Genomic DNA, 24,095 nt, shown 5'->3' with positions numbered 1-24,095 from the left:
TACCGGGTGCGGGACTCGAACCCGCACGCCCTTGCGGACAGCGCATTTTGAGTGCGCCGCGTCTACCATTCCGCCAACCCGGCGCGCCCGTGGGGGAGAGGGGCATGGGAGCTCCCGTGACCCTGCTCGCCGTGCGGACCCGCGTGACCGCTCACGACGGGCCCTCGCGGGACAGCTGGTCTAGGATAACGCGTGTGCGACGCGCGCCGAGCGGGCGTCGCGACCGCATGCATCAGCGCTCCGGCCAGTACCGGAGCGAGCCACAGGAAGTGAGCACGTACCCCATGAACGATGTCACCCCCGACGAGGTCCCCCTCGATCTCGATGCCAAGGCTCCCGAGGAGGAGGCCCCTGCGAAGGGCCGTCGCACCGCCGTCGTCGCGGAGGACGAGAGCCTGATCCGGATGGACATCGTCGAGACCCTCACCGAGGCCGGCTTCGACGTCGTGGCGGCCGTGGGCGACGGTGTGAGCGCCGTCGAGAAGACCCGCGAGCTGCGCCCCGACATCGTCGTGCTCGACGTGAAGATGCCCAAGGCCGACGGCGTCACCGCCGCGGAGAAGATCGGCGAGGACAGCCTCGCGCCGGTCGTCATGCTCACCGCCTTCTCGCAGGGCGAGCTCGTCGAGCGCGCGCGCGACGCGGGCGCCATGGCCTACGTCGTCAAGCCCTTCACCGCGGCCGATCTGCTGCCGGCGATCGAGATCGCGATCTCCCGCCACGCGCAGATCGTCGAGCTCGAGAACGAGATCGAGGACCTCGGCGAGCGCTTCGAGACCCGCAAGCGCGTGGACCGCGCGAAGGGCCTCCTGCAGTCCAACATGGGGCTGAGCGAGCCCGAGGCCTTCCGCTGGATCCAGAAGACGTCCATGGATCGTCGTCTGACCATGCGCGAGGTCGCCGACGCCGTCGTCGATCAGCTCGGCGGGCGCGGGAAGGACTGACGAGGTCCTCAGGGTCCGCCGTCCGCGGCGGTCCGTGATCCCTCCTGCTCGCCCACGACCCCGCAGCCCGAGTCGCGAGAGAGGCCGCCGCATGAGCATCTCCCGGCGCGCCCTCGCGCGCTCGCTCGTCGCGGGCGCCCTCGGCACGACCGTCCTCGCCGGCTGCAGGATCGGGCCCCTGGTCCGGGGCGATGCGACGACGCCCGCCGCGGGCGACCCCTCCGAGTCCGTGCCGGACGAGCCCCTGCGCATCGGCGCGATCCTCACCACCGCCGGTCCCGTCGGCCAGACGCATCCGCAGGTGATCGCCGCGATCAACCAGGCGATGCGCGAGATCAACTACGACGGCGGCGTGTTCGGGCGCGAGGTGGAGCTGATCGAGCCGCGCATCGTCGAATCGGCCGACGACGACCTCGGCGCGATCGCCGAGGAGCTCGCTGCCGCCAAGGCCTCCGCCCTCGTGCTCTCGGTGGACGACGCCCAGCTCGCGAAGCACCTCGCGGCGATCGCCGACACCGGGATGGCGCTGGTCTCGCCGACCTCCAGCTCCACGCGCGTGCGCTCGGGCTCCGCCGGCTCCGGTCTGCTGACCCGCCTGGCGCCGACGCAGGAGGCGATCGCGCGCCACCTCGTGGAGGAGTCCGTGGGCCTGCACCCCCAGAAGGGCGGCGCACCGGGCACGATCGCGTTCCTGGGCACGAAGGACGAGGCGTCGGAGAACCTCCGCGACCAGCTCACCACCCAGGGCCGGCCCCGCGGGGCGAAGCTCGTGCTCGAGGGGACCTACCCCTTCGGGAAGCTCGGCGACGCGAAGGCCTGGGCGAAGAAGATCGCGAAGGCGAAGCCCGCGATGCTCGTGCTCACGGGCGGCGAGGAGACCGGGACCCTGTTCGGCGCCCTCCACGACGAGCTCGCCGACGACCAGGGCCGGCCCCGCTTCGACATCGCCGTGCGCCTTGCGGGCCTCGGAGCCCGCGACCACGCGGGCGAGCACCTGCCGAAGGAGGCGCTCGAGGGGGCGCAGGCGATCCAGGCCGGTGGCGACGTCTCCGAGACCTTCCGCCTGATGATGCTCAACGCGGACTCGGACCTGGTCGAGCTCGGGCCGCCCGCCATGGGCGCCGCCACCCAGGCCTTCGACGCCGTGGCGCTCATCTGCCTCGCGGCGCAGCAGGCGCTCTCCCTCGAGGGGACGACGATCGCCGCCGCCATCCCGGACCTGCTCGTGGGGGAGACGGAGTGCGCCGACGTCAGCGAGTGCGTCGAGCGGCTCCGCGCGAGCCTGCAGTACGACGAGACCGCCTCGATCGCCTACGCCCTCGCGACCGGCGATCTCGCCCTCGGCAAGGACGGCGACCCCGTCTCCGGGGGCCTGCGCACCTTCACCTTCTCCGATGACGGGGCGATATCGGCGCCCACCACGGACAGCTTCGACCTCTCCGAGTAGCAGGGGCGAGCAGGGGAGGAGCGCCTCTCTCGCTCCCCCCCGGGTCAGCCTCGCGGCGGCAGCAGCATGGTCGAGACCTGGATCGTGGACAGCAGCCTCTCCTGCTCGTCGACGACCTCGACGAGGTACGAGGCGACCTGCCGACCCAGGTGCTGGGCCCGGCAGTGCGCGGTGACGAGCCCGCTGCGCCCCGAGCGGTGATGGGTGGCGGAGATCGAGGTGCCCACCGCCTGCGCCCCCTCGCCGTGGACGGCGCGCGCCTGCAGCAGGGCGGCCATCGAGCCGATGGTCTCGGCCAGGGCGATCGTCGCGCCGCCGTGGAGGAGCCCCGCCGGCTGCAGGTTCCCCTCGACGGGCATCGTCATCTCGCCGCCGTCGGGCCCCAGGCGCACGCAGCGCATGCCCATGGTCTCGCTCAGGGTGCCCCGCAGCGCGCCCGCGGCGAGCTCGGCGGCGGGCAGATCGGCGGCGGCTGTCTCGTGGGGATCCGTGGAGGTCATGGGGCCAGAGTGCCACAGCGCCGCGCGCGTCCGGGGGCGGCCCGTGCGAGACTTGCCCCATGACCTCGAGCGAGCATCCCGGCAGCGACCAGGCACCCGTCCGCCTCCTCCTCATCGACGGGCACGCGATGGCGTTCCGCGCCTTCTTCGCGCTGCCCGCGGACGGCTTCACCGACGGACGCGGCCAGTCGACGAACGCCGTCTACGGCTTCGCGCGGATGCTGTTCAACGTGGTCGCCTCCGAGCGGCCCACCCACGTCGCCGTCGCCTTCGACATGGCGGGCGGCACCTTCCGCGATCGCATCTACGACCAGTACAAAGCCGGTCGCGACGAGACCCCCGCGCAGTTCATCGGGCAGATCGCGCTCATCCAGAAGACGCTCGACGCCCTCGGCGTGACCTGGCTCGAGGTGCCCGACTTCGAGGCCGACGACATCATCGCGACCCTCGCGACCCGCATGCGCACCCGCGAGCAGGAGGCGCTGATCGTCTCCAGCGACCGCGACGCCATCCAGCTCGTCGGCCCCGGGGTCACCCTGCTGCAGCCCGTCAAGGGCGTCACCGAGATGCGGCGCATGGACCCCGCGGCCGTCGAGGAGAAGTACCAGGTCACCCCCGAGCACTATCCGGATCTGGCGGCGCTCGTGGGGGAGAGCGCCGACAACCTCCCGGGCGTTCCCGGCGTCGGCCCCAAGACCGCCGCCAAGTGGATCGGGAAGTACGGCGACCTCGAGAGCCTCCTGGAGCACGCGGAGGAGATCACCGGCAAGGCAGGTCAGTCCCTGCGCGACCACGTCGAGGACGTGCGCCGCAACCGGGTGATGAACGCCGCCGTCACCGATCTGGAGCTGCCGGACGACGAGGTCGTCTTCACGCTGGGCCGCGGCGACCGCGCCGCCGTCCATGAGGTCTTCGACGACCTGGCCTTCGGCGCGACCATCCGCCGTGACCTCCCCGCCGTCTTCCTCCCCGAGGGGGAGGAGGGGGCGGACGCGGCGGCCGACGAGCAGGCGGCCGAGCTGCCCGAGATCACCCGTCCCGAGGGCAAGGACCTCGCGGCGGCGCTGCGGGGGCCCTTCGCGGGCGGCGCGGCGCTCGCGATCGACGGCACCTGGGAGCTCGGACTCGGGGAGGCCCGCCGGATCGCCCTCTCCACCGAGTCGGCTCTGGCCGTCATCGATCTCGAGCGCCTCGACACCGACGGGGAGCAGGCCCTCGCGGCCTGGCTCTCCGACGCCTCCGTCCGCAAGGACGCGCACGACGCGAAGCTCGCGGTGCACGAGCTCTCCGCCCGCGGGCTCGACGTCGAGGGCTGGGGCACCGACCTCTCGCTCGCCGAGTTCCTGTGCCGCCCGGACCAGAGGCCGACGGACCTTGCGGGCCTGGTCATGCGCCATCTCCAGGAGGAGCTCGAGGCCGAGCAGGCCGCGCCTCAGCAGACCCTGGACCTCGAGGGGGACGACGGCGCGGCCGACGAGAGCCTCGCCCGCGCGGCCGACGCCGTACGTCGCCTCGTCCCGCTGCTGCGCACGGATCTCGAGGAGCACGAGGCGACCGCCCTCCACGACGATCTCGAGCTGCCGCTCGCGACGGTCCTCGGGGAGATGGAGGCCGTGGGCATCCAGGTCGAGGACGAGGTGCTCGCGGATCTCGACGCCGAGCACGAGCGCCGGCAGACCGAGGTCGCCGAGGCCGCGTTCTCGGAGATCGACGGGGAGCGCATCAACCTGGGCTCTCCCAAGCAGCTCCAGGAGGTCCTCTACGAGAGGCTCGGCATGCCCAAGGGCCGGCGCACCAAGACCGGCTACAGCACCAACGCCGAGACCCTCACGGACCTCTTCGAGAAGACCCAGCACCCCTTCCTCGCGCATCTGCTCGCCCACCGCGATGTCACCAAGATGCGGCAGATCATCGAGACCCTGCGGCGGTTCATCGCCGAGGACGGCCGCATCCATACGACCTTCCACCAGAACATCGCCGCGACGGGCCGGCTCTCCTCGAACAACCCGAACCTGCAGAACATCCCCATGCGCACCGAGGAGGGGCGGCGGATCCGCAGCGCCTTCGTGGTCTCCGAGGGGTACGAGCAGCTGCTCACCGCGGACTACTCGCAGATCGAGATGCGGATCATGGCGCACCTCTCCGAGGACGAGGGCCTCATCGAGGCCTTCCGCTCGGGCGAGGACCTGCACCGCTTCGTCGCCTCCCGCGTCTTCGACGTCGCCCCCGAGGACGTGAGCGCGGCGATGCGCTCGAAGACCAAGGCCGTCTCCTACGGACTCGCCTACGGGCTCAGCGCCTTCGGCCTCGCCCGCCAGCTGCACATCTCGCAGGCGGAGGCCACAGGTCTGCGCGACGGGTACTTCGAGCGCTTCGGCGGCGTGCGCGACTTCCTGCGCGAGAGCGTCGAGCAGGCGAGGAGCACCGGGTACACCGAGACCATCCTGGGCCGCCGCCGCTACCTCCCCGACCTCACGAGCGACAACCGCCAGCGCCGCGAGAACGCCGAGCGCGTCGCCCTGAACTCGCCGATCCAGGGGAGCGCGGCCGACATCATCAAGCTCGCCATGCTGCGCGTCGCCGCCGACCTGCGGGAGGCCGGGCTGCACAGCCGCGTCCTGCTCCAGGTCCACGACGAGCTCGTCCTCGAGATCGCCCCGGGCGAGCTCGAGCAGGTGCGGGATCTCGTCGTCACCAGGATGGGCGACGCCTACGAGATCTCGGTGCCCCTCGAGGTCGGCGTCGGCGTCGGACGCACCTGGCTCGACGCCGCGCACTGACCCCGGCCCGATTCGATCCTGATCGATCCTCCCTGATCCGTCTCGCCCCGAACCGGACCCGGCGCGACCCGCTCTCGTCCGGACCGCGCCCGGACCGTCGGGCGTCGCGCAGAACACTCCCGACGGCCCGGATCCCGGGTCGCGCCCGAGGCTGCGTGCTGGTACTCTGGACGGGTCTGTGCGCACCTGCGCCCGGGCACCAGATCGTCCACCCACTCATATCTGTCCCTACGGAGTTCCGACCTACATGACCGACACCACGACCCCCCAGATCGCCATCAACGACATCGGCGATGCCGATGAGCTCATGGCCGCCATCGACTCGACCATCAAGTACTTCAACGATGGCGACATCGTCGAGGGCACCGTGGTGAAGGTCGATCACGACGAGGTCCTGCTCGACATCGGCTATAAGACCGAGGGCGTCATCCCCTCGCGCGAGCTCTCGATCAAGCACGACGTCGACCCCGGCGAGGTCGTCGAGGTCGGCGACGAGATCGAGGCACTCGTCCTCCAGAAGGAGGACAAGGAGGGTCGCCTGATCCTGTCCAAGAAGCGCGCCCAGTACGAGCGCGCCTGGGGCACGATCGAGCAGATCAAGGAGGACGAGGGCGTCGTCACCGGTCACGTCATCGAGGTCGTCAAGGGCGGTCTCATCGTCGACATCGGCCTGCGCGGCTTCCTCCCGGCCTCCCTCGTCGAGATGCGCCGCGTGCGCGACCTGCAGCCGTACGTCGGCCAGGAGATCGAGGCGAAGATCATCGAGCTCGACAAGAACCGCAACAACGTGGTCCTCTCCCGTCGCGCCTACCTCGAGGAGACCCAGTCCGCGGTCCGCTCGGACTTCCTGCAGACCCTGCAGAAGGGCCAGGTCCGCGAGGGCGTCGTCTCCTCGATCGTCAACTTCGGCGCCTTCGTCGACCTGGGCGGCGTGGACGGCCTCGTGCACGTCTCCGAGCTGTCCTGGAAGCACATCGACCACCCGAGCGAGGTCGTCGAGGTCGGTCAGAAGGTCAAGGTCGAGGTCCTGGATGTCGACATGGACCGCGAGCGCGTCTCCCTGTCGCTGAAGGCGACCCAGGAGGACCCGTGGCAGCTGTTCGCCCGCACCCACGCCATCGGCGAGGTCGTGCCGGGCAAGGTCACCAAGCTCGTCCCCTTCGGCGCGTTCGTCCGCGTCGAGGACGGCATCGAGGGCCTCGTCCACATCTCCGAGCTGGCCCAGCGCCACGTCGACCTGCCCGAGCAGGTCGTGTCGGTCGACCAGGACGTCTTCGTCAAGGTCATCGACATCGACCTCGAGCGTCGCCGCATCTCGCTCTCGCTCAAGCAGGCCAACGAGGGCGTCGACCCCGAGGGCGACGACACCACCTTCGACCCGGCGCTGTACGGCATGGCCGCCGACTACGACGAGAACGGCGAGTACAAGTACCCCGAGGGCTTCGACCCGGAGACCAACGAGTGGCTCGAGGGCTACGAGTCCCAGCGCGAGGAGTGGGAGGGCCAGTACGCGGCCGCCTACGAGCGCTGGACCGCCCACAAGGCCCAGGTCGCCGAGGCCATCAAGGCCGACGAGGAGTCCGCGAGCCAGGGCGGCGGCCAGCAGGCCACCACCAGCACCTCCTCGCCGGCTCCCGCCGCCGCTGCGCAGTCCTACCAGTCGGCGTCCTCGGACGAGGGCACGCTGGCCTCGGACGAGGCGCTGGCCGCGCTGCGCGCGAAGCTCACCGGCAACTGATCGGCTGATGACCGGCACGGGCCGGCAGGGCACCGCCTCGCCGCTCCCGGATCCCGGAAGCCCACGACGGGCGTCACCCCCACGGGTGGCGCCCGTCGTCGCATGCCGGGGCACGCCGGCCCCTGCGGGGGAGCCGCAGGACAGGGCACACTAGGGGCATGACCACCGCTCTCGAAGACCATCCCGTCCACACCTGGCTCACCGACATGGACGGCGTCCTCGTCCACGAGCAGTCGGCCCTGCCGGGAGCCGCGGACTTCATCGCCGCCCTCCAGCAGTTCGACCGGCCCTTCCTGGTGCTCACGAACAACTCGATCTTCACGCCACGGGACCTGCGGGCACGGCTCTCGCGCAGCGGCATCGAGATCCCCGAGGAGGCGATCTGGACGAGCGCGCTGGCCACCGCGCGCTTCCTCGCCGAGCAGGCACCCGGCTCCTCCGCGTACGTGATCGGAGAAGCGGGACTCACGAGCGCCATGCACGAGGAGGGCTTCATCCTCGCCGACACGGACGTCGAGTTCGTGGTGCTGGGGGAGACCCGCACGTACTCCTTCGAGTCGATCACCCGGGCGATCCGCCTCATCGACAAGGGCGCGAAGTTCATCGCCACCAACCCGGACGTCTCCGGGCCGAGCGCCGAGGGCCCGCTGCCGGCCACCGGCTCGGTCGCCGCCATGATCACCGCCGCCACGGGCATCCACCCGTACTACGTGGGCAAGCCCAACCCGCTCATGATGCGCACGGCCCTGAACCGCATCGGCGCCCACTCAGAGACCTCCGTGATGATCGGCGACCGCATGGACACCGATGTGAAGTCCGGCCTCGAGGCGGGCATGCGCTCCGTGCTCGTGCTCACGGGCTCGACGGCGCAGCGCGACATCGCGAAGTACCCGTACCGGCCGACGACCGTGCTGCCCGGCATCTCCGACCTGGTCCCGCTCATCGAGCAGCTCACGCCGCACGAGGCCGTCGAGCTCGACGAGGACTGAAGGGGACGGATCCCTCGGGGCTGCCCCTCTGGGACGGCGCGACCCGCGCCCTCCTGCGCGTGAGAGGATCGGGGTCATGCTGCGCTGGCTCACGGCCGGGGAATCCCACGGCCCCTCCCTCATCTCCCTGCTCGACGGCGTCCCCGCCGGGATCGAGCTGACCAGTGACGATCTGCGCTCCGCTCTCGCGCGCCGCCGCCTCGGCCACGGCCGCGGCAGCCGCCAGAAGTTCGAGCAGGACGTGGTCGCGATCCACAGCGGCCTCCGCCACGGCCTCACCCTGGGCTCCCCGCTCGCGATCGAGATCGCGAACTCCGAATGGCCCAAGTGGGAGAAGGTCATGTCGGCCGACCCCGTGCCGCGCGAGGACCTGCTGATCGACGCCGGCACGGGCGACGAGCGCGAGATCGCGCGCAACCGTCCGCTCACGCGGCCGCGCCCGGGCCACGCCGACCTCTCCGGCATGCTCAAGTACGGCTTCGAGGACGCCCGCCCGGTGCTCGAGCGCGCGAGCGCCCGCGAGACCGCCGCACGGGTCGCCGCCGGGCGCGTCGCCGCGGCCCTGCTCGAGCAGGCCGCCGGCATCCGCCTGGTCTCCCACACCCTGGCCGTGGGCGCGGTGCGCGCCCCCGAGGACGCCGAGCTCCCCCAGCCGGCCGACTCCTCGCGCCTGGACGAGGACCCCCTGCGCTGCTTCGATCCCGCCACATCGGGGGCCATGGTCGCCGAGGTCGACGCCGCGAAGGCCGACGGCGACACCCTGGGCGGGGTCGTCGAGGTCCTCGCCTACGGGGTGCCTGTGGGCCTGGGCTCCCACACCCAGTGGGACCGCAAGCTCGACGGCCGCCTCGCGCAGGCGATCATGTCGATCCAGGCCATGAAGGGCGTCGAGATCGGCGACGGCTTCACGACCGCCGCCCGTCGCGGCTCCCGCGCGCACGACGAGATCCTTCCCGCGCAGGACGCAGGGGAGGACCGCGAGTACCCGCGCGTGACCAACCGGGCCGGCGGCCTCGAGGGCGGCATGAGCAACGGCCAGGTCATCCGCGTGCGCGGGGCCCTCAAGCCGATCTCGACGGTCCCGCGCGCCCTGCGCACCGTGGACGTCACCACGGGCGGCGAGGCCACCGCGAACCACCAGCGCTCCGACGTCTGCGCCGTCGCCCCCGCCGCGGTGATCGCCGAGGCCATGGTCGCACTCGTCCTCGCCGACGCCCTGCTCGAGAAGACCGGCGGCGACAGCGTCGAGGAGATCCGCGCCCACCTCGCCGAGACCGTCGCCCAGCAGTCGCGCCTCGGCGGCGCCCCGTCGGCGTGAGCACGGTGTCCACGGACCCGAGCCCGTCGACCCCCGCACCCGGCGCAGAGGATCCCGCCCCGACGCCCTCGGGCGGCGGCCCGCGCCTGGTGCTCATCGGCCCCATGGGCGCGGGGAAGACCACCATCGGCCGCGAGGTCGCGCGCCGGCTCGGCGTGCCCTTCGCCGATCTCGACGAGCTGATCATCGAGGCCGCCGGTCGTAGCATCCCCGAGATCTTCGCCGCCCAGGGCGAGAGCGCCTTCCGCGACCTCGAGGCGAGAGTGCTAGCCCTCGCGCTCGAGGCGCACACGGGAGTGCTCGCCCTGGGCGGCGGCGCCGTCGTCGCCGAGGGCTCGCGCGCGCTCGTCGCCGCCCGCCCCGCCGTGCTGCTCGAGATCGACGAGGAGACGGCCCGGTCCCGCGTGGGACGGGGCCGGGGCCGGCCGATGCTCGGCGGCGAGGACCCGCTGGGCCGCTGGCGCACCCTCACCGACGCGCGCATGCCGCTGTACCGCGAGGCTGCGCGCTGGAGCATCGACGCGACCCACGGCGGGATCGACCAGATCGCCCGCCGCATCATCGAGACCCTGGAGGGCGCCGAGCCGCCCGCACCGAAGGAGCACGCATGAGCCCCGAGAACCCTGCCGACACAGAACCCGCCGGCACCGACGCCCCGGACACCACCGTCATCCCCGTGGGCACACCCACGGGCGGCTACGACGTCGTCGTGGGCCGCGGTCTGCTGGCGGGCCTGCCGCAGCGCATCCCCGCGAACGCCCGCCGCGTCGTCATCGTCCACCAGCCCAGTCTCCGCACCGTCGCCGAGGAGCTGCGCGAGGCCGTCGCCGCGACCGACCGCTCCGCGTTCCTCGCGGAGATCCCCGACGGCGAGGAGGCGAAGACCGTGCAGGTCGCGGGCTTCCTCTGGCAGGTGTGCGGACAGGCGGAGATCTCCCGGAGCGACCTCGTGATCGGACTCGGCGGCGGCGCCGCGACCGACGTCGCGGGCTTCATCGCGGCGACGTGGCTGCGCGGCATCGACGTGCTGCAGGTGCCCACCACGGTCGCCGCGATGGTCGATGCGGCCGTCGGCGGGAAGACCGGCATCAACACCGCCGAGGGCAAGAACCTCGTGGGCTCCTTCCACCCGCCGATCGCCGTGATCGAGGACCTCGACGTGCTCGCCGGGCTCGGCGCGCACGACGTCGCCGCGGGCCTCGCCGAGGTCGTCAAGGCAGGCTTCATCGAGGACACGCGCATCCTCGAGGTCGTCGAGGCCGACCCCGCCGCCGTGCTCGACATCTCCACCCCCGCCTTCCGCGAGATCATGGAGCGCGCGATCCGCGTGAAGGCCCGAGTGGTCTCCGCCGACCTCACCGAGACCGGTGAGCGCGAGATCCTCAACTACGGCCACACGCTGGGCCACGCCATCGAGCACAACGAGCGCTACCAGTGGCGCCACGGCGCCGCGGTGTCCGTGGGCATGATGTTCGCGGCCGAGCTCGCGCACCTCGCCGGCAAGCTCTCCGAGGCCGACGTGGACCGTCATCGCGACCTCCTCGTCTCCCTGGGACTGCCCACGACCTACCGCGGCCGCCAGTGGCCCAAGCTCGAGGAGGCCATGAAGCGCGACAAGAAGTCGCGCGCCGGCCTGCTGCGCTTCGTCGTCCTGGACCGCATCGGCAAGGTCTCGCGCCTCGAGGGGCCTGACCCGGCCCTGCTGCTCTCCGCCTACTCCGCGATCGCCGAGGACTGAGAGGGATGGGGCCGACGGGGGACGCCGCGCGCGCCGACGGCGACCGGTCCGGCGGCGTCGTGCGCGTGCGGGGGATCGAGCTCGGCGCCGGCCGCCCGGAGATCATCGTCCCGCTCACCGGAGCGGACGAGCGCAGCGTGCTCGCCCAGGCCGAGCGCGCGCGCACGGCGCCGGCGCGGATCATCGAATGGCGCGCCGATCTCCTCGCCCCGTCGGCCCCTGGCGCCGAGCACCGCGAGCGCGTGCTCGGCGCCCTGCCCGCCCTGCGCGAGGCCCTCGCCCCCGAGCAGGCGCTCCTGCTCACGGTCCGCACCGCCGCCGAGGGCGGAGGGCGGGACCTCCCGGACACGGACCTCGCTGAGCTGCTGCGCGCCGGGATCGCCCTGCGCGGCGCGGACGGCGGCCCGCTCGTCGACCTGGTGGACGTGGAGACCGCTCGCGCACCGGAGGCCGTCGGCGCCGTGATCCGCGCGGCGCACGAGGCGGGCCTCGCGGTGGTCGGCTCCTTCCACGATTTCTTCGCGACGCCCCCGCGGGAGGACATCCTCGCGACGCTGCGCGCGCAGCGGGGCCTCGGAGCCGACGTCGCAAAGATCGCCGTCACCCCGCGCACCGCGGAGGATGTGCTCGTCCTGCTCGCGGCGAGCCTCGAGGCCGCCCGCGACGGGGCAGGTCCCCATCTGGCGATCTCGATGGGATCCCTGGGGGCGGTCAGCCGCGTCGCGGCCGAGGTATTCGGCTCCTGCGCGACCTTCGCGACGGCGGGCGAGGCCTCCGCGCCCGGTCAGCTCGGGGCCGACGAGGTCTGCCGCATGCTCGCGGCGCTGCGCCCCTGAGGGCCCTCAGCGGCGCTCGTCGTCCTCGGGGTCCCCGGGCGCACGGTCGTCGTCCGCGGGCGTCTCCTGCGACGCGGGCGGCACTGGAGGCCCGGTTGACTCCGGGGTCGAGTGGTCCGCGGGCGTCGGGGTCGGCTCTCCGCCCGCGGTGGCGATCGGGTCCTCCGGCGGGAGGGTGGTTCCGGCGCTCTCCTCGTCGCCGAGAGCGCGGCGCTGGAACTCCGCGGCGTCGTCGTCCGGGATCGTGGAGTCGTCCGCGAAGTCGTCGTTCGTCTCGTCCACCACCGGGATCGCGCCCGTCTCGAGAGCCACGCGATGCCGCTCGTCCTTGCGCACGCGGCGCACGAGCGACTTCATCTGCGAGGCCGAGAGCGTCACCTGCCACTCGCCGTGGGAGGGCAGGTGCCAGCGGCGCCAGGCCGCCAGTCCCGCGAGGAGAGCACCCAGCGCGACGGCAGCCAGCACCCAGGCGGAGGGCAGCCCCAGCGCCACGACGCCCCAGGTCGCGACGGCCGTTACCAGCGCGCCTGTCGCGTACAGAGGGCCTCCGCCGAAGATCGCCGGGACGCGCCCCACGAGCACGTCGCGGATCACGCCGCCGCCCACGGCGCTGGTGACGCCCAGCAGGACCGCCGGCAGCGGCTCGAGGCCGTATCCGATCGACTTCGCGGTCCCGGTCGCCGCCCACAGCGCCATCGCCAGGATGTCCAGACCGGTGACGGCGCGTCGCCACCAGGTGGCCTCTGCCGCGATCAGGTAGGAGAAGGCGGAGCCGGCGAGGGCGCACGCGAGATAGAGGGGGCCGTCGAACGCCGCGGGCGGGTCGACGCCGATGATGAGGTCGCGGACGATGCCTCCGCCGAGACCGGCGACGATGCCGATGATCGCGAAGCCCACGGCGTCGAAGTTCAACCGCGAGGCCAGCGCCCCCGCCGCGACACCCATGATGAACACGCCTGCGAGGTCCAGCCCGCGGAGGAGGTCGTTGGTGACCAGCAGTTCGAGGGGATCCACGGGCACGACCGTAGTATGCGCGGGCGCCCGGGGCGATGGGTCGCGGACGGGATGTGACGGCGATGACCGGCCTCGTGCCGCGCACCGTACGATCGGGAGCATGGACAGCCCGACCACCGGCACGGCCTCCGCGCGCACCGACGCCGCGGCCGGCGCCACCGGCACCGCTGCCGCCGACACCTGCCGCGATGCCGCTCCCGGGCTCGTCCGCCTCGGCCTGACCGGCGGCATCGGCGCCGGGAAGTCGAGCGTCGCGGGGATCTGGCGCGATGCCGGGACCGCCGTCATCGATCTCGACGCGCACTCCCGCGCCGTGCTCGACGTGCCCGGCGAGGGCGTCGAGGAGGCCGTGGCCCGCTTCGGCGAGGAGTACCGCGCGGCCTCGGGCACGATCGACCGGGCGGCCCTCGCCCGTCTCGTCTTCGCCGACGCGGCGGCCCGCGCCGACCTCGAGGAGATCGTGCTGACGAGGGTCGACGCCGCCGTCGAGGAGGCGGAGCGCGAGGCGGCCGCGGCGGGGGAGCGCCTCGTCGTGCACGACAGCCCGCTGCTGCTCGAGAAGCACCACGAGGACGAGTACGCGCGCGTGGTCGCGGTGCTCGCCCCTCGCGAGGAGCGGATCGCCCGCGTCGTGCGCGACCGAGGTCGCGACCGCGCCTACGTCGAGTCCGTGATGGCGGCGCAGGCCACGGACCTCGAGCGGATCCGGCGGGCGGACCGCCTGCTGCTGAACAACGCCGACGCGGGCACCCTGCGCACGCGCGCGCTCACCCTCCTCGAGGACCTGCGTCGGGAGCTGCTCGGCGGACCCGCCGGACCCGCCGAACCCATCGGGCCCGCCGGCGCCGCTTCACGGACAGCACGCGTCCGCTCTCACACGCGGGATGTCCGGCCCGGGACGTAGGCTCGTCCCATGCGCCCCGTCACCGACCTCACCCGCTCCGTCAACCCCTTCGAGGTGGTCTCCGAGTACCGGCCGTCGGGCGACCAGCCGCAGGCGATCGACGAGCTCGCGCGCCGGATCAACGGGGGAGAGCAGGACGTCGTGCTGCTGGGCGCGACCGGCACCGGCAAGAGCGCGACCACGGCCTGGCTGATCGAGAAGCTGCAGCGGCCGACCCTCGTCATGGCGCACAACAAGACCCTGGCCGCGCAGCTCGCGAGCGAGTTCCGCGACCTGCTGCCGCACAACGCCGTCGAGTACTTCGTCTCCTACTACGACTACTACCAGCCGGAGGCGTACGTCCCGCAGTCGGACACCTACATCGAGAAGGACTCCTCGATCAACGCGGAGGTCGAGCGCCTGCGCCACAGCGCCACGAACTCCCTGCTGACCCGGCGTGACGTGGTCGTGGTCTCCTCCGTGTCCTGCATCTACGGCCTGGGCACGCCGCAGGAGTACGTGGACCGCATGGTGCGGCTGAAGCGCGGGGACGAGGTCGATCGCGACGACCTGCTGCGGCGCTTCGTGGACATGCAGTACGACCGCAACGACGTCGAGTTCGTGCGCGGCACCTTCCGGGTGCGCGGGGACACCGTCGAGATCATCCCGATGTACGAGGAGCTCGCGATCCGCATCGAGTTCTTCGGCGACGAGATCGACGCGATCTACACCCTGCACCCCGTCACCGGCGAGGTGATCCGCGAGGAGGAGGACATCCACATCTTCCCCGCCTCCCACTACGTCGCCGGTCCCGAGAGGCTCGCGAAGGCGATCGACTCGATCGAGAGCGAGCTGGGGGAGCGGCTCACGGAGCTCGAGGGGCAGAACAAGCTGCTCGAGGCGCAGCGCCTGCGCATGCGCACCGCCCACGACCTCGAGATGCTGCGCCAGGTGGGCACCACCAACGGCGTCGAGAACTACTCGCGCCACCTCGACGGCCGCGGCCCCGGCACCCCGCCGAACACCCTCATGGACTACTTCCCCGAGGACTTCCTGCTGGTCATCGACGAGTCCCACGTGACCGTCCCGCAGATCGGGGCGATGTACGAGGGGGACCGCTCGCGCAAGCGCACCCTCGTGGACTTCGGCTTCCGTCTTCCCAGCGCCCTCGACAACCGCCCCCTGACCTTCGGCGAGTTCACAGAGCGCACCGGCCAGACCGTCTACCTCTCGGCGACGCCCGCCGACTACGAGCTGGGCCGCAGCGACGGGGTGGTCGAGCAGATCATCCGGCCGACGGGCCTCGTCGACCCCGAGGTCATCGTCAAGCCCGTCAAGGGCCAGATCGACGACCTGCGCGCCGAGATCGAGAAGCGCGTCGAGCGCGACGAGCGCGTGCTCGTCACCACGCTCACCAAGCGCATGGCCGAGGACCTCACCGACTACCTGCTGGAGAACGGCGTGCGCGTGCAGTACCTGCACTCCGACGTCGACACCCTGCGACGCGTCGAGCTGCTGCGCTCCCTGCGCCAGGGCGAGTACGACGTGCTGGTGGGCATCAACCTGCTGCGCGAGGGCCTGGACCTCCCCGAGGTCTCCCTGGTCTCGATCCTCGACGCCGACAAGGAGGGGTTCCTGCGCTCGCGCACCTCCCTCATCCAGACCATCGGCCGCGCGGCCCGCAACGTCTCCGGTCAGGTGCACATGTACGCCGACACCGTCACGGACTCCATGCGCGAGGCGATCGACGAGACCAACCGCCGACGCGAGAAGCAGATCGCGTACAACACCGAGCACGGCATCGACCCGACGCCGCTGCGCAAGAAGATCGCCGACGTCACCGACATGCTCGCCCGCGAGGACATCGACACCGACACGCTGCTCGCGACCGACTACCGCTCCGGCAAGGAGCGCGTGAATCGCGACCGCGCCCGGGCGAACGTCGTGGACGCGGTCTCCGCGCGCACGGTGGACCTGGGCGACGACCCGGTGGGCGCGCTCAGCGAGATGATCGACGAGATGACGGCCCAGATGCACCAGGCCGCGGAGACCCTGCAGTTCGAGGTCGCGGCACGCCTGCGCGACGAGGTCCAGGAGCTCAAGAAGGAGCTCAAGCAGGTCCAGCGCAGCGCGTCCTGAGCCCGGACCCGTCCGCCGGGGCCGGGACGTGGGCCGCGCGGCGGGCACCGCGTGATGGCAGCTGTGCCGCGGGCTCGGACGTCCCGCGGGCTCAGCGGTCCTGCAGACTCAGACGCCCTGCAGCCAGGCGGCGATGCGCCCGGGCTCGCGCACCGCGAGATCCCGGGCGTCGGCGCGGCGCGCCACCCAGCCGCGATCGACGAAGGCCTCCGCGACCGCGGCGCCCAGTCCGCCGGCGAGGTGGTGGCGCTGCTCGGTCCAGTCCGAGCACACCCGCAGCAGCGGGCGACGCCGCCGCTCGAGGTCCGCGAGGTCGATGCCCAGGGCACCGAAGGCATCGTCGGCGCGCGGTCCGAGCGCATAGGGGGCGCGGGGGACCGGAGCGCTCAGAGGATCCCCGTCGGACCGGCCGGAGCCCTCGTGGCCGTCGGTCCGCACGAGCGCACCGCCCTCGACGAGGCCCGCGAGCACGTCGGTGCCCAGGGTCCCCGCGAGATGGTCGTAGCAGGTGCGCGCGACCCGCAGCCTCTGCCACCGCATCGAGGAGCGCAGGCCCACGGCGGAGGGTGTCTCGGACAGCGCCAGCAGCGCCTCGAGGAGGACGACCACCTGCGGATCGGCGATCCGGAACCGGCGGTGCCGCCCCTCGCGGCGCACCTCGACGAAGCCCGCATCCTGCAGCCGCGCGAGATGCGCGCTCGCGGTCGAGGCGGAGACGGACGCCGCCTCGGCGAGACGGCTCGCCGGCCTCTCGCTGCCGTCCACGAGCTCCATGAGCATGGCGGCGCGCGACGCGTCGGCGACGAGCTCGGCGACGGCGGCGATGTCGGGCAGCGGGTCCATGGAGACAGTGTGCCCCGAGGACGCTTCGCCGGCCGTCGAAGCGTCCCGCACGCAGACTCGCCCCATGACCGGAGAGCCGCGACCGCCCGCCCCCGACATCCCGATCCATGACCGCACGGGCCCGTCCCGGCTGCTGCTGCCCACGCTGTGCACCCCGATGTTCCTCGTCCTGCTGGACGTGATGGCCATGAACGTCGCGATGCCGTCCCTCGGCCGCGCCCTCGGCGTCGGCCCCGCCTCCTGGCCGCAGGTCGTCGACGCCTATACGGTCCCGCTCGCCCTCGCGCTCGTGCCGGCGGGCCTGCTCGTCGACCGACTCGGGCCCCGGCGCTCCCTGCTCGCGGGCCTGCTGGTCTGCCTGCTGGCCTGCGTGCTCGGCGGCATCGCGGGCAGCTGGGGGACGGTGCTGCTCGCGCGCCTCGTCCAGGGAATCTCCGCGGCCGTCATGCTCCCCGCCGGTCTCGCCGCGCTCACCCTCACCTGGACCGAGCCCGCCCCGCGCGCCCATGCGCTGGGCCTGTGGTCCGCCGTGAGCGCGATCGCGACGGCGATCGGACCGGGCGTGGGCGGACTGCTCGTGGGCGCGGTGGGGTGGCGAGCCGTGTTCTGGGTGAACGTGCCCCTCCTGCTGCTCGCCCTCGTGGGCACCGCTCGCCTGCTCCCCGGCTTCCGCTCCGGGGCCGGGAGCGGAAGCTGGGACGTCGGAGGAGAGGCCGACGCTCCGGCCTCCGCCTCCGGCGCACCCCCGGCCCTCCGGCCGCTGCTGGTCTCGATCCTGGTCGCGGCGATGATGACGAGCGGCGCGAACGGCACGCTGCAGGCGATCACCGTGCATCTCCAGCATTCGCTGCGGCTGGCGGCCGCCCCGGCCGGAGCGGTGCTCCTGCTCGCGACCGCCCCGTTCGTCGTGCTCGGTCCGCTCTCGGGTCGTCTCGTCGCCGCGCGGGGCCGACGGGCGACGGCCGCCGCCGGACTGGTCCTGGGAGGCTGTGGCCTGCTGACCCTCGGTCACCTCGGCACCGGTGCGGACGTGGTCTCGCTCGTGCCCGCACTGCTCGGCATCGGCGTCGGCCTGGGGCTGATGACCTCGGCGATCGTGGGGGAGACGATGGCCGCGTGGCCCTCCCGTCCTGGGCTCGCAGGCGGGCTCAACAATGCGCTGCGGCAGGCGGGCACGAGCCTCGGCGTCGCCGTCGGCGGCGCGATCGCGGCGCACAGCGCCGGAGCGGGGATGCTCGCGCGCGTGGGCGGCGCGGCGGGCACGTGGTGGCTGCTCGGGGCCGTCCTCGTGCTCTGCGCGTTCACGCGGGGGAGCAGGACGCGATGACCGGACCGTCGGCCGGACCGTGGGGCGTCACTTCTCCGCGGAGCGCTCGACGATCTGCAGGTCCAGCAGGAAGTCGACGTCGCTCGCGGGGAAGAGCAGTCGGCCCGCCGTGTCGGCCGCCTCCTGCACGGCCCGCGCCGCCGCCTCCGCCTGCGCGGCGGGGGCGTGGACGATGACCTCGTCGTGCAGGAAGTAGGCGAGGTGCGCTCGGCGCGCGAAGGCCGGGCCCGACGGCGTCGCCGCCTGCTCGGGCTCCACCGGGTCGAGCGAGGCGAGGGCGAGCCGCAGCCCCGCCATCCAGGCGAGCGCCCATTCGGCCGCCGTGCCCTGCACGACGAAGTTCCGGGTGAACCGTCCCCGATCGCGGGCCGCGCGGCGCGAGCGCTCCTGCTCGCCCTCCTGCGCATCGGGCGAGTTCGCCCGGAGCTGGGCCTCGGACCAGGCCGGGTCGGGAGGTGGAGAGGAGCGTCCCAGCCAGGTGGTGACGGTGCCGCCGCGCTCCCCGGTCGCGGCGGCGTCGTCGACCAGCCGCATGGCGCGGGGGAAGCGCTCGCGCAGGCGCGGCACCACCCGGGCACTGTCCCCGGTGGTGCCGCCGTACAGGGCGCCGAGCACGCCGATCTTCGCCTCCTGGCGGGTGGCGACGATCCCGGCGTCGACGATGCCCGAGTAGAGGTCCTTCCCCGCGCCGGCCGCGGTCATCGCCCGGTCGTCGGACATGGCGGCGAGCACGCGCGGCTCGAGCTGGGAGACGTCGGCGCTGACCAGCCGCCACCCCGGGTCGGCTCGGAGGGACGGGCGCAGGCGCCGCGGGATCTGCAGGGCCCCGCCGCCGCTGCTCGCCCAGCGCCCGGTGACCACTCCGCCGGGCACGTACACGGGCCGGTAGCGCCCCTCGTGCACCCACTCCTCGAGCCAGTGCCAGCCGTTGGCCGTGAGCAGCCGCGACATCTTCTTGTACCGCAGCAGCGGCTCGATCACCGGATGATCGATCTCCTGGAGTTCCCACTGGGATGTCGAGGAGACGTCGATGCCGGCGCGTCTCAGCGCGCGCAGCAGGCGCGGCGGGGAGTCGATGCTCAGCAGCGGGTCGCCCAGTGCGGTGCGGACCTCGGCGGCGGCCTCCGCCATCCGCACGGGCACCTGGTCGCGTCGCGGGCGCGGTCCCAGGGCCTCGGCGAGGATGCGGTCGTGCTCGACGACGTCCCAGGGGATGCCCGCGGCGTGCATCTCCGCGGCCACGAGCGCGCCCGCGGACTCGGAGGCGAGGAGGAGCCGGAGCCGCGAGGGGTCGGCGCTGCCCGCGACCGCCGCGCGCTGGCGGTCGTGCTCGGCGAGCACCTCGTCCACGCCCTGGGGGACGCCGCCCGTGCGGCCCGCCGCGTCGAGATCGAACAGGGTCGCCCCGGAGCCGCGGCCCTCCCGCTCCGCCTCGACGAGGTCCTCGGGGGTCTCCCAGGCACGGGCCTCGGTCAGCGGCGCCGCGTCCGCCTCGCGCACGAGCGCCGAGCGGGAGAGGATCGTGTGGGCGAGGCGCAGGTCGTGGCAGCGACGCAGGCGCACCCCGGCGCGGAGCAGCGCGGGGCACCAGGTCGCGGCATCCGGCACGACCCAGCGCGGGGACGACGGAGGTCCCAGGGCGGCGTGGTCGTCCCCGGTCCCGCCGATCTCGATCCCGCGCGCGCGGCGCGGCCAGTCCTCGGCGGCGACCGTCTCGAGGCCCGTCTGCTCGCCCTTCGCGTCGAGCGCGACGAGCGCGATCCGGCCGTCGGCCCCGCGCGCGACGAGGATCGACGCAGGCGGGGCTCCCTCGGGGACCGGCGCGCTCACCAGCCCCGCTCGCGCCAGTCGCCGAGCTGCGGGCGTTCCGCGCCCAGGGTGGTGTCGTCACCGTGGCCGGGGTAGACCCAGGTGCTGTCCGGCAGCACGTCGAAGATGCGGTGCTCGACGTCGTCGAGCAGAGAGGTGAAGCGCTGGGCGTCGCCCTGGGTCGCGCCGACGCCGCCGGGGAACAGGGAGTCGCCCGTGAACAGGTGGTCGCCGTCCTCGCCGCCGCGCCACAGCAGCGCGATCGAGCCGGGGGTGTGGCCGCGCAGACCGATCACGTGCAGGTCGTTGACGCCCACGCGGATCAGCGCGCCGTCCTCGAGGGGCTCGTCCGTCGGCGTCGCGATCTCGGGCGCATCGGCCGCCCCCGCGAAGGTGCGGGCGCCGGTGGCCGCCACGAGCTGGGCGAGCGCGCCCACGTGGTCGTGGTGGCTGTGGGTGGTGACGATCGAGTCGAGGCGGCTCGAGGGGGAGCCCTCGCGCACCAGGCGCAGCAGACGCGGGAGGTCGGCCGCGGCGTCCACGAGGAGCTGCGCGCCGGAGACCCGGCAGGTCAGGAGGTAGCTGTTGTTGTCCATCGTGCCCACGGACGCCTTGCGGATCACGAGGGTCGTCATGCGGCGGGTGGCCGTGGGGCCGTCGACCTCGACGTGGCCGTCGTAGGCGGTGCCGGCGTGGCCCCCGGTCGCGGAGACGACGTCCTCGTCCTGCGTCGGGGTGCGGTTCTCGGGCGCGGGGTGCTCGCTCATGCTCCTCAGTATGGCGCGCCGCGCGCGCCGCTCCCATCGCGCGCCTCGCCACGTGAGAATCGGCCGACGGCGTCAGCGGACATGCGCGTGTCCGCGGAGCGCGGAATCGGGGTGGCAGCGGACTCACCGTGCCCTCGCGCGTCGGTCCCCGCTCGTAGGATGGGACGTGTGAGTGACACCCTCCTGGTCCGCGGCGCACGCGAGCACAACCTCAAGAACGTCGACATCGAGATCCCGCGCGATCACCTGATCGTCTTCTCCGGCCTCTCGGGGTCCGGCAAGAGCTCCCTGGCCTTCGACACGATCTTCGCCGAGGGCCAGCGGCGCTACGTCGAATCGCTCTCGGCCTACGCCCGCCAGTTCCTGGGGCAGATGGACAAGCCCCGCGTGGACCTCATCGAGGGCCTCTCCCCGGCGGTCTCGATCGACCAGAAGTCCACCAACCGCAACCCGCGCTCCACGGTGGGCACGATCACCGAGGTCTACGACTACCTGCGCCTGCTGTTCTCCCGCACCGGCGTGCAGCACTGCCCCGTGTGCGGGGCGCGCGTGACCAGCTCGAGCGCCGAGCAGATCGTGGACGTGCTGCTCGGCGAGGAGTCCGGCACCCGCTTCCAGCTGCTCGCGCCCGTGGTGCGCGGGCGCAAGGGGGAGCACGCCGACCTGCTGAGCTCCCTGCGCTCGGAGGGCTATGCGCGCGCCCGCGTCGACGGCGAGGTGCGCCGCCTCGACGAGGAGATCTCCCTCGACAAGAAGTACAAGCACACGATCGAAGTGGTCGTCGACCGCCTGGCCGCGAAGCCCGACGCGCGCCGCCGCCTCACCGACTCCGTGGAGACCGCGCTGCGCCTGGCCGACGGCCTGCTCGTCGTGGACTTCGTGGACCGCGAGGCCGACGCCGAGGACCGCTCCCGCCGCTTCTCCGAGAAGCGCGCGTGCCCCAACGACCACCCGCTCACCCTGGACGACATCGAGCCGCGCTCCTTCTCGTTCAACGCTCCCTACGGCGCCTGCCCCGAGTGCACCGGCCTGGGCATGCGCCTCGAGGTCGATCCGGAGCTCGTGATCCCCGACGAGGACCTCAGCCTCGCGGACGGCGCGATCGCGCCCTGGACCATGGGACACGCCGACCACCACCAGCAAGTGATGGCGGGCCTCGCCGAGGAGCTCGCCTTCTCCCTCGACACCCCGTGGCGGGCGCTGCCCGAGCGCGCGAAGGAGGCGCTGCTGCACGGCAACGACTTCAAGGTCCACGTGCGCTACCGCAACCGCTTCGGCCGCGAGCGCACGTACTCCACGGGCTTCGAGGGCGTCATCCACTACCTCGAGCGCCGCCACGAGGACACCGAGTCCGACTGGGCGAAGGACCGCTACGAGCAGTTCATGCGCGAGGTGCCCTGCCCCGCGTGCGGCGGCGCGCGCCTGCGGCCCGAGGTGCTCGCGGTGACCGTGGGCGACCGCTCGATCGCCGAGGTCTGCGACCTCTCGATCCGCGAGGCCCACGCCTTCCTCGGCGGCCTCGAGCTGGGCGTCAAGGAGGCGCAGATCGCCTCCGAGGTGCTGCGCGAGATCGAGGCCCGCCTGGGCTTCCTGCTCGACGTCGGCCTGGACTACCTGACGCTGGCCCGCGCGGCCGGCACCCTCTCGGGAGGGGAGGCCCAGCGCATCCGCCTGGCCACCCAGATCGGCTCCGGGCTCGTGGGCGTTCTCTACGTGCTCGACGAGCCCTCGATCGGGCTCCACCAGCGGGACAACGAGCGCCTCATCGCGACCCTCACCCGCCTGCGCGACCTCGGCAACACCCTGATCGTCGTCGAGCACGACGAGGACACCCTGAACGCCGCCGACTGGATCGTGGACATCGGCCCCCTCGCCGGCGAGCGGGGAGGCCACGTCATCCACTCGGGCGATCTCGCGGGTCTGAAGTCCAACCCCGAGTCCCTCACCGGCCAGTACCTCAGCGGGAAGCTCTCGATCCCGGTGCCGCCCGTCCGCCGGCCCATCGACAAGGAGCGCCGGGTCACAGTGCACGGGGCCCGCGAGAACAACCTCAAGAACGTCGACGTCTCCTTCCCCCTGGGCACCTTCACCGCCGTCACCGGCGTCTCCGGCTCGGGCAAGTCGACGCTCGTGAACGACATCCTCTACTCGGTGCTCGCCCGCGAGCTCAACGGCGCGCGCACCGTCGCCGGCCGCCACAAGCGCGTGACGGGTCTCGAGAGCCTCGACAAGGTCGTGCACGTCGACCAGTCGCCCATCGGGCGCACCCCGCGCTCGAACCCGGCGACCTACACGGGCGTGTGGGACCGGGTGCGCACCCTGTTCGCCCAGACCTCCGAGGCGAAGGTGCGCGGCTACAAGGCCGGGCGCTTCTCCTTCAACGTCAAGGGCGGGCGCTGCGAGACCTGCTCGGGCGACGGCACCATCAAGATCGAGATGAACTTCCTGCCCGACGTCTACGTGACCTGCGAGGTCTGCCACGGGGCGCGGTACAACCGCGAGACCCTCGAGGTGCACTTCAAGGGCAAGAACGTCGCCGAGGTCCTCGACATGCCGATCGAGGAGGCCGTCGAGTTCTTCGACGCGGTCCCCGCGATCCGCCGCCAGCTGCAGACGCTCGACGACGTGGGCCTGGGGTACGTGCGCCTCGGCCAGAGCGCGACCACGCTCTCCGGCGGCGAGGCCCAGCGCGTGAAGCTCGCCTCCGAGCTGCACAAGCGCTCCAACGGCCGCACGATCTACGTGCTCGACGAGCCCACCACGGGGCTCCACTTCGAGGACGTCCGCAAGCTCCTCGAGGTCCTCGGCGGCCTCGTCGACAAGGGCAACACCGTGATCGTCATCGAGCACAACCTCGACGTCATCAAGAGCGCCGACCACGTCATCGACCTCGGTCCCGAGGGCGGGGACGGCGGCGGCCGCGTGGTCGCCACCGGCACCCCCGAGGACGTCGCGCGCGTGGGCGCCTCCCACACCGGTCGGTTCCTGCTGCCGATCCTCGAGGCGGGGAGGCAGTGACCGTC

General features: G+C 72.8%; 18 protein-coding genes and 1 tRNA gene. 13 read left to right on the top strand and 6 right to left on the bottom strand.

Going from position 1 to position 24,095, the window contains the following annotated elements; genetic code table 11:
- Positions 1 to 83, bottom strand: a tRNA-Leu gene (locus tag Bra3105_RS02855).
- A gap of 201 nt (positions 84 to 284) precedes the next feature.
- Here Bra3105_RS02855 and Bra3105_RS02850 point away from each other — a divergent pair.
- Both Bra3105_RS02850 and Bra3105_RS02845 read left to right on the top strand, forming a co-directional pair.
- Complete coding sequence (locus tag Bra3105_RS02850; protein WP_200500617.1) at positions 285 to 944, top strand: ANTAR domain-containing response regulator; 660 nt, start codon at positions 285 to 287, stop codon at positions 942 to 944.
- A gap of 91 nt (positions 945 to 1,035) precedes the next feature.
- A complete protein-coding gene (locus Bra3105_RS02845; RefSeq protein WP_228358522.1) occupies positions 1,036 to 2,391 on the top strand; it encodes an ABC transporter substrate-binding protein in 1,356 nt (451 codons plus the stop codon).
- A 44-nt stretch (positions 2,392 to 2,435) separates the two neighbouring features.
- On the opposite strand, the gene Bra3105_RS02840 is transcribed toward Bra3105_RS02845, so the two are convergent.
- Complete coding sequence (locus tag Bra3105_RS02840) at positions 2,436 to 2,891, bottom strand: hotdog fold thioesterase (protein WP_228358521.1); 456 nt, start codon at positions 2,889 to 2,891, stop codon at positions 2,436 to 2,438.
- A 59-nt stretch (positions 2,892 to 2,950) separates the two neighbouring features.
- On the opposite strand from Bra3105_RS02840, the gene polA reads away from it, so the two are divergent.
- The 7 genes from polA (at position 2,951) to aroD (ending at position 12,290) form a co-directional block, all read left to right on the top strand.
- Positions 2,951 to 5,671 (top strand): DNA polymerase I, encoded by a 2,721-nt coding sequence (gene polA / locus Bra3105_RS02835; protein ID WP_228358520.1) that lies wholly within the window; start codon positions 2,951 to 2,953, stop codon positions 5,669 to 5,671.
- A gap of 247 nt (positions 5,672 to 5,918) precedes the next feature.
- Entirely contained in the window at positions 5,919 to 7,409 is a 1,491-nt protein-coding gene (gene rpsA / locus Bra3105_RS02830; RefSeq protein ID WP_200500621.1) for a 30S ribosomal protein S1, read from the top strand.
- Between the two features lie 158 nt (positions 7,410 to 7,567).
- Positions 7,568 to 8,398 carry an HAD-IIA family hydrolase gene (locus tag Bra3105_RS02825; RefSeq protein ID WP_200500622.1) on the top strand — a complete coding sequence of 277 codons (831 nt, stop codon included), beginning with the start codon at positions 7,568 to 7,570 and terminating at the stop codon, positions 8,396 to 8,398.
- 76 nt (positions 8,399 to 8,474) lie between these two features.
- Positions 8,475 to 9,716 (top strand): chorismate synthase, encoded by a 1,242-nt coding sequence (gene aroC / locus Bra3105_RS02820; protein ID WP_323188842.1) that lies wholly within the window; start codon positions 8,475 to 8,477, stop codon positions 9,714 to 9,716.
- A complete protein-coding gene (locus tag Bra3105_RS02815; RefSeq protein WP_228358519.1) occupies positions 9,713 to 10,327 on the top strand; it encodes a shikimate kinase in 615 nt (204 codons plus the stop codon). Before aroC ends, Bra3105_RS02815 begins: the two co-directional genes overlap by 4 nt.
- The gene (gene aroB / locus Bra3105_RS02810; protein ID WP_200500623.1) at positions 10,324 to 11,454 is read left to right on the top strand and encodes a 3-dehydroquinate synthase; all 1,131 of its coding nucleotides are present in this window, start codon (positions 10,324 to 10,326) and stop codon (positions 11,452 to 11,454) included. The genes Bra3105_RS02815 and aroB overlap by 4 nt, the downstream gene beginning before the upstream one ends.
- 5 nt (positions 11,455 to 11,459) lie before the next feature.
- The gene (gene aroD, locus Bra3105_RS02805) at positions 11,460 to 12,290 is read left to right on the top strand and encodes a type I 3-dehydroquinate dehydratase (protein WP_228358518.1); all 831 of its coding nucleotides are present in this window, start codon (positions 11,460 to 11,462) and stop codon (positions 12,288 to 12,290) included.
- A gap of 6 nt (positions 12,291 to 12,296) precedes the next feature.
- Here aroD and Bra3105_RS02800 read toward each other — a convergent pair whose 3' ends face one another.
- Positions 12,297 to 13,304 carry a trimeric intracellular cation channel family protein gene (locus Bra3105_RS02800; protein WP_228358517.1) on the bottom strand — a complete coding sequence of 336 codons (1,008 nt, stop codon included), beginning with the start codon at positions 13,302 to 13,304 and terminating at the stop codon, positions 12,297 to 12,299.
- Positions 13,305 to 13,404: 100 nt separating this feature from the next.
- On the opposite strand from Bra3105_RS02800, the gene coaE reads away from it, so the two are divergent.
- Both coaE and uvrB read left to right on the top strand, forming a co-directional pair.
- Positions 13,405 to 14,208, top strand: a complete 804-nt coding sequence (gene coaE, locus Bra3105_RS02795; protein WP_228358516.1) for a dephospho-CoA kinase — start codon at positions 13,405 to 13,407, stop codon at positions 14,206 to 14,208.
- A 9-nt stretch (positions 14,209 to 14,217) separates the two neighbouring features.
- Entirely contained in the window at positions 14,218 to 16,326 is a 2,109-nt protein-coding gene (uvrB, locus tag Bra3105_RS02790; RefSeq protein WP_200500627.1) for an excinuclease ABC subunit UvrB, read from the top strand.
- Positions 16,327 to 16,434: 108 nt separating this feature from the next.
- Here uvrB and Bra3105_RS02785 read toward each other — a convergent pair whose 3' ends face one another.
- Positions 16,435 to 17,169, bottom strand: coding sequence for a metalloregulator ArsR/SmtB family transcription factor (locus Bra3105_RS02785; protein WP_228358515.1), 735 nt, complete (start codon positions 17,167 to 17,169; stop codon positions 16,435 to 16,437).
- A 64-nt stretch (positions 17,170 to 17,233) separates the two neighbouring features.
- Here Bra3105_RS02785 and Bra3105_RS02780 point away from each other — a divergent pair, with 64 nt between their 5' ends.
- Positions 17,234 to 18,496, top strand: a complete 1,263-nt coding sequence (locus Bra3105_RS02780; RefSeq protein ID WP_228358514.1) for an MFS transporter — start codon at positions 17,234 to 17,236, stop codon at positions 18,494 to 18,496.
- A gap of 27 nt (positions 18,497 to 18,523) precedes the next feature.
- Here Bra3105_RS02780 and Bra3105_RS02775 read toward each other — a convergent pair whose 3' ends face one another.
- Both Bra3105_RS02775 and Bra3105_RS02770 read right to left on the bottom strand, forming a co-directional pair.
- Positions 18,524 to 20,326, bottom strand: a complete 1,803-nt coding sequence (locus Bra3105_RS02775; RefSeq protein WP_228358513.1) for a bifunctional 3'-5' exonuclease/DNA polymerase — start codon at positions 20,324 to 20,326, stop codon at positions 18,524 to 18,526.
- Complete coding sequence (locus Bra3105_RS02770) at positions 20,323 to 20,940, bottom strand: MBL fold metallo-hydrolase (protein ID WP_200501218.1); 618 nt, start codon at positions 20,938 to 20,940, stop codon at positions 20,323 to 20,325. The genes Bra3105_RS02775 and Bra3105_RS02770 overlap by 4 nt, the downstream gene beginning before the upstream one ends.
- Positions 20,941 to 21,240: 300 nt before the next feature.
- On the opposite strand from Bra3105_RS02770, the gene uvrA reads away from it, so the two are divergent.
- On the top strand, positions 21,241 to 24,090 hold the full coding sequence (uvrA, locus tag Bra3105_RS02765) for an excinuclease ABC subunit UvrA (RefSeq protein ID WP_228358512.1): 2,850 nt from the start codon (positions 21,241 to 21,243) through the stop codon (positions 24,088 to 24,090).
- Positions 24,091 to 24,095 lie beyond the last annotated feature (5 nt).

The organism is Brachybacterium halotolerans subsp. kimchii, from assembly GCF_020792675.1.
Classification (GTDB): Bacteria; Actinomycetota; Actinomycetes; order Actinomycetales; family Dermabacteraceae; genus Brachybacterium; species Brachybacterium halotolerans.
Note: the sequence above shows the minus strand (reverse complement) of the source record. Positions and strands in the feature narration are given on the sequence as shown.

Excerpts from the sequence above, each read along its gene's own strand:
- Bra3105_RS02850 (WP_200500617.1), top strand. The coding sequence starts at position 285 with ATGAACGATGTCACCCCCGACGAGGTCCCCCTCGATCTCGATGCCAAG.
- Bra3105_RS02845 (WP_228358522.1), top strand. The coding sequence starts at position 1,036 with ATGAGCATCTCCCGGCGCGCCCTCGCGCGCTCGCTCGTCGCGGGCGCC.
- Bra3105_RS02840 (WP_228358521.1), bottom strand. The coding sequence starts at position 2,891 with ATGACCTCCACGGATCCCCACGAGACAGCCGCCGCCGATCTGCCCGCC.
- polA (WP_228358520.1), top strand. The coding sequence starts at position 2,951 with ATGACCTCGAGCGAGCATCCCGGCAGCGACCAGGCACCCGTCCGCCTC.
- rpsA (WP_200500621.1), top strand. The coding sequence starts at position 5,919 with ATGACCGACACCACGACCCCCCAGATCGCCATCAACGACATCGGCGAT.
- Bra3105_RS02825 (WP_200500622.1), top strand. The coding sequence starts at position 7,568 with ATGACCACCGCTCTCGAAGACCATCCCGTCCACACCTGGCTCACCGAC.
- aroC (WP_323188842.1), top strand. The coding sequence starts at position 8,475 with ATGCTGCGCTGGCTCACGGCCGGGGAATCCCACGGCCCCTCCCTCATC.
- aroB (WP_200500623.1), top strand. The coding sequence starts at position 10,324 with ATGAGCCCCGAGAACCCTGCCGACACAGAACCCGCCGGCACCGACGCC.
- aroD (WP_228358518.1), top strand. The coding sequence starts at position 11,460 with ATGGGGCCGACGGGGGACGCCGCGCGCGCCGACGGCGACCGGTCCGGC.
- coaE (WP_228358516.1), top strand. The coding sequence starts at position 13,405 with ATGGACAGCCCGACCACCGGCACGGCCTCCGCGCGCACCGACGCCGCG.
- uvrB (WP_200500627.1), top strand. The coding sequence starts at position 14,218 with ATGCGCCCCGTCACCGACCTCACCCGCTCCGTCAACCCCTTCGAGGTG.
- Bra3105_RS02785 (WP_228358515.1), bottom strand. The coding sequence starts at position 17,169 with ATGGACCCGCTGCCCGACATCGCCGCCGTCGCCGAGCTCGTCGCCGAC.
- Bra3105_RS02780 (WP_228358514.1), top strand. The coding sequence starts at position 17,234 with ATGACCGGAGAGCCGCGACCGCCCGCCCCCGACATCCCGATCCATGAC.
- Bra3105_RS02770 (WP_200501218.1), bottom strand. The coding sequence starts at position 20,940 with ATGACGACCCTCGTGATCCGCAAGGCGTCCGTGGGCACGATGGACAAC.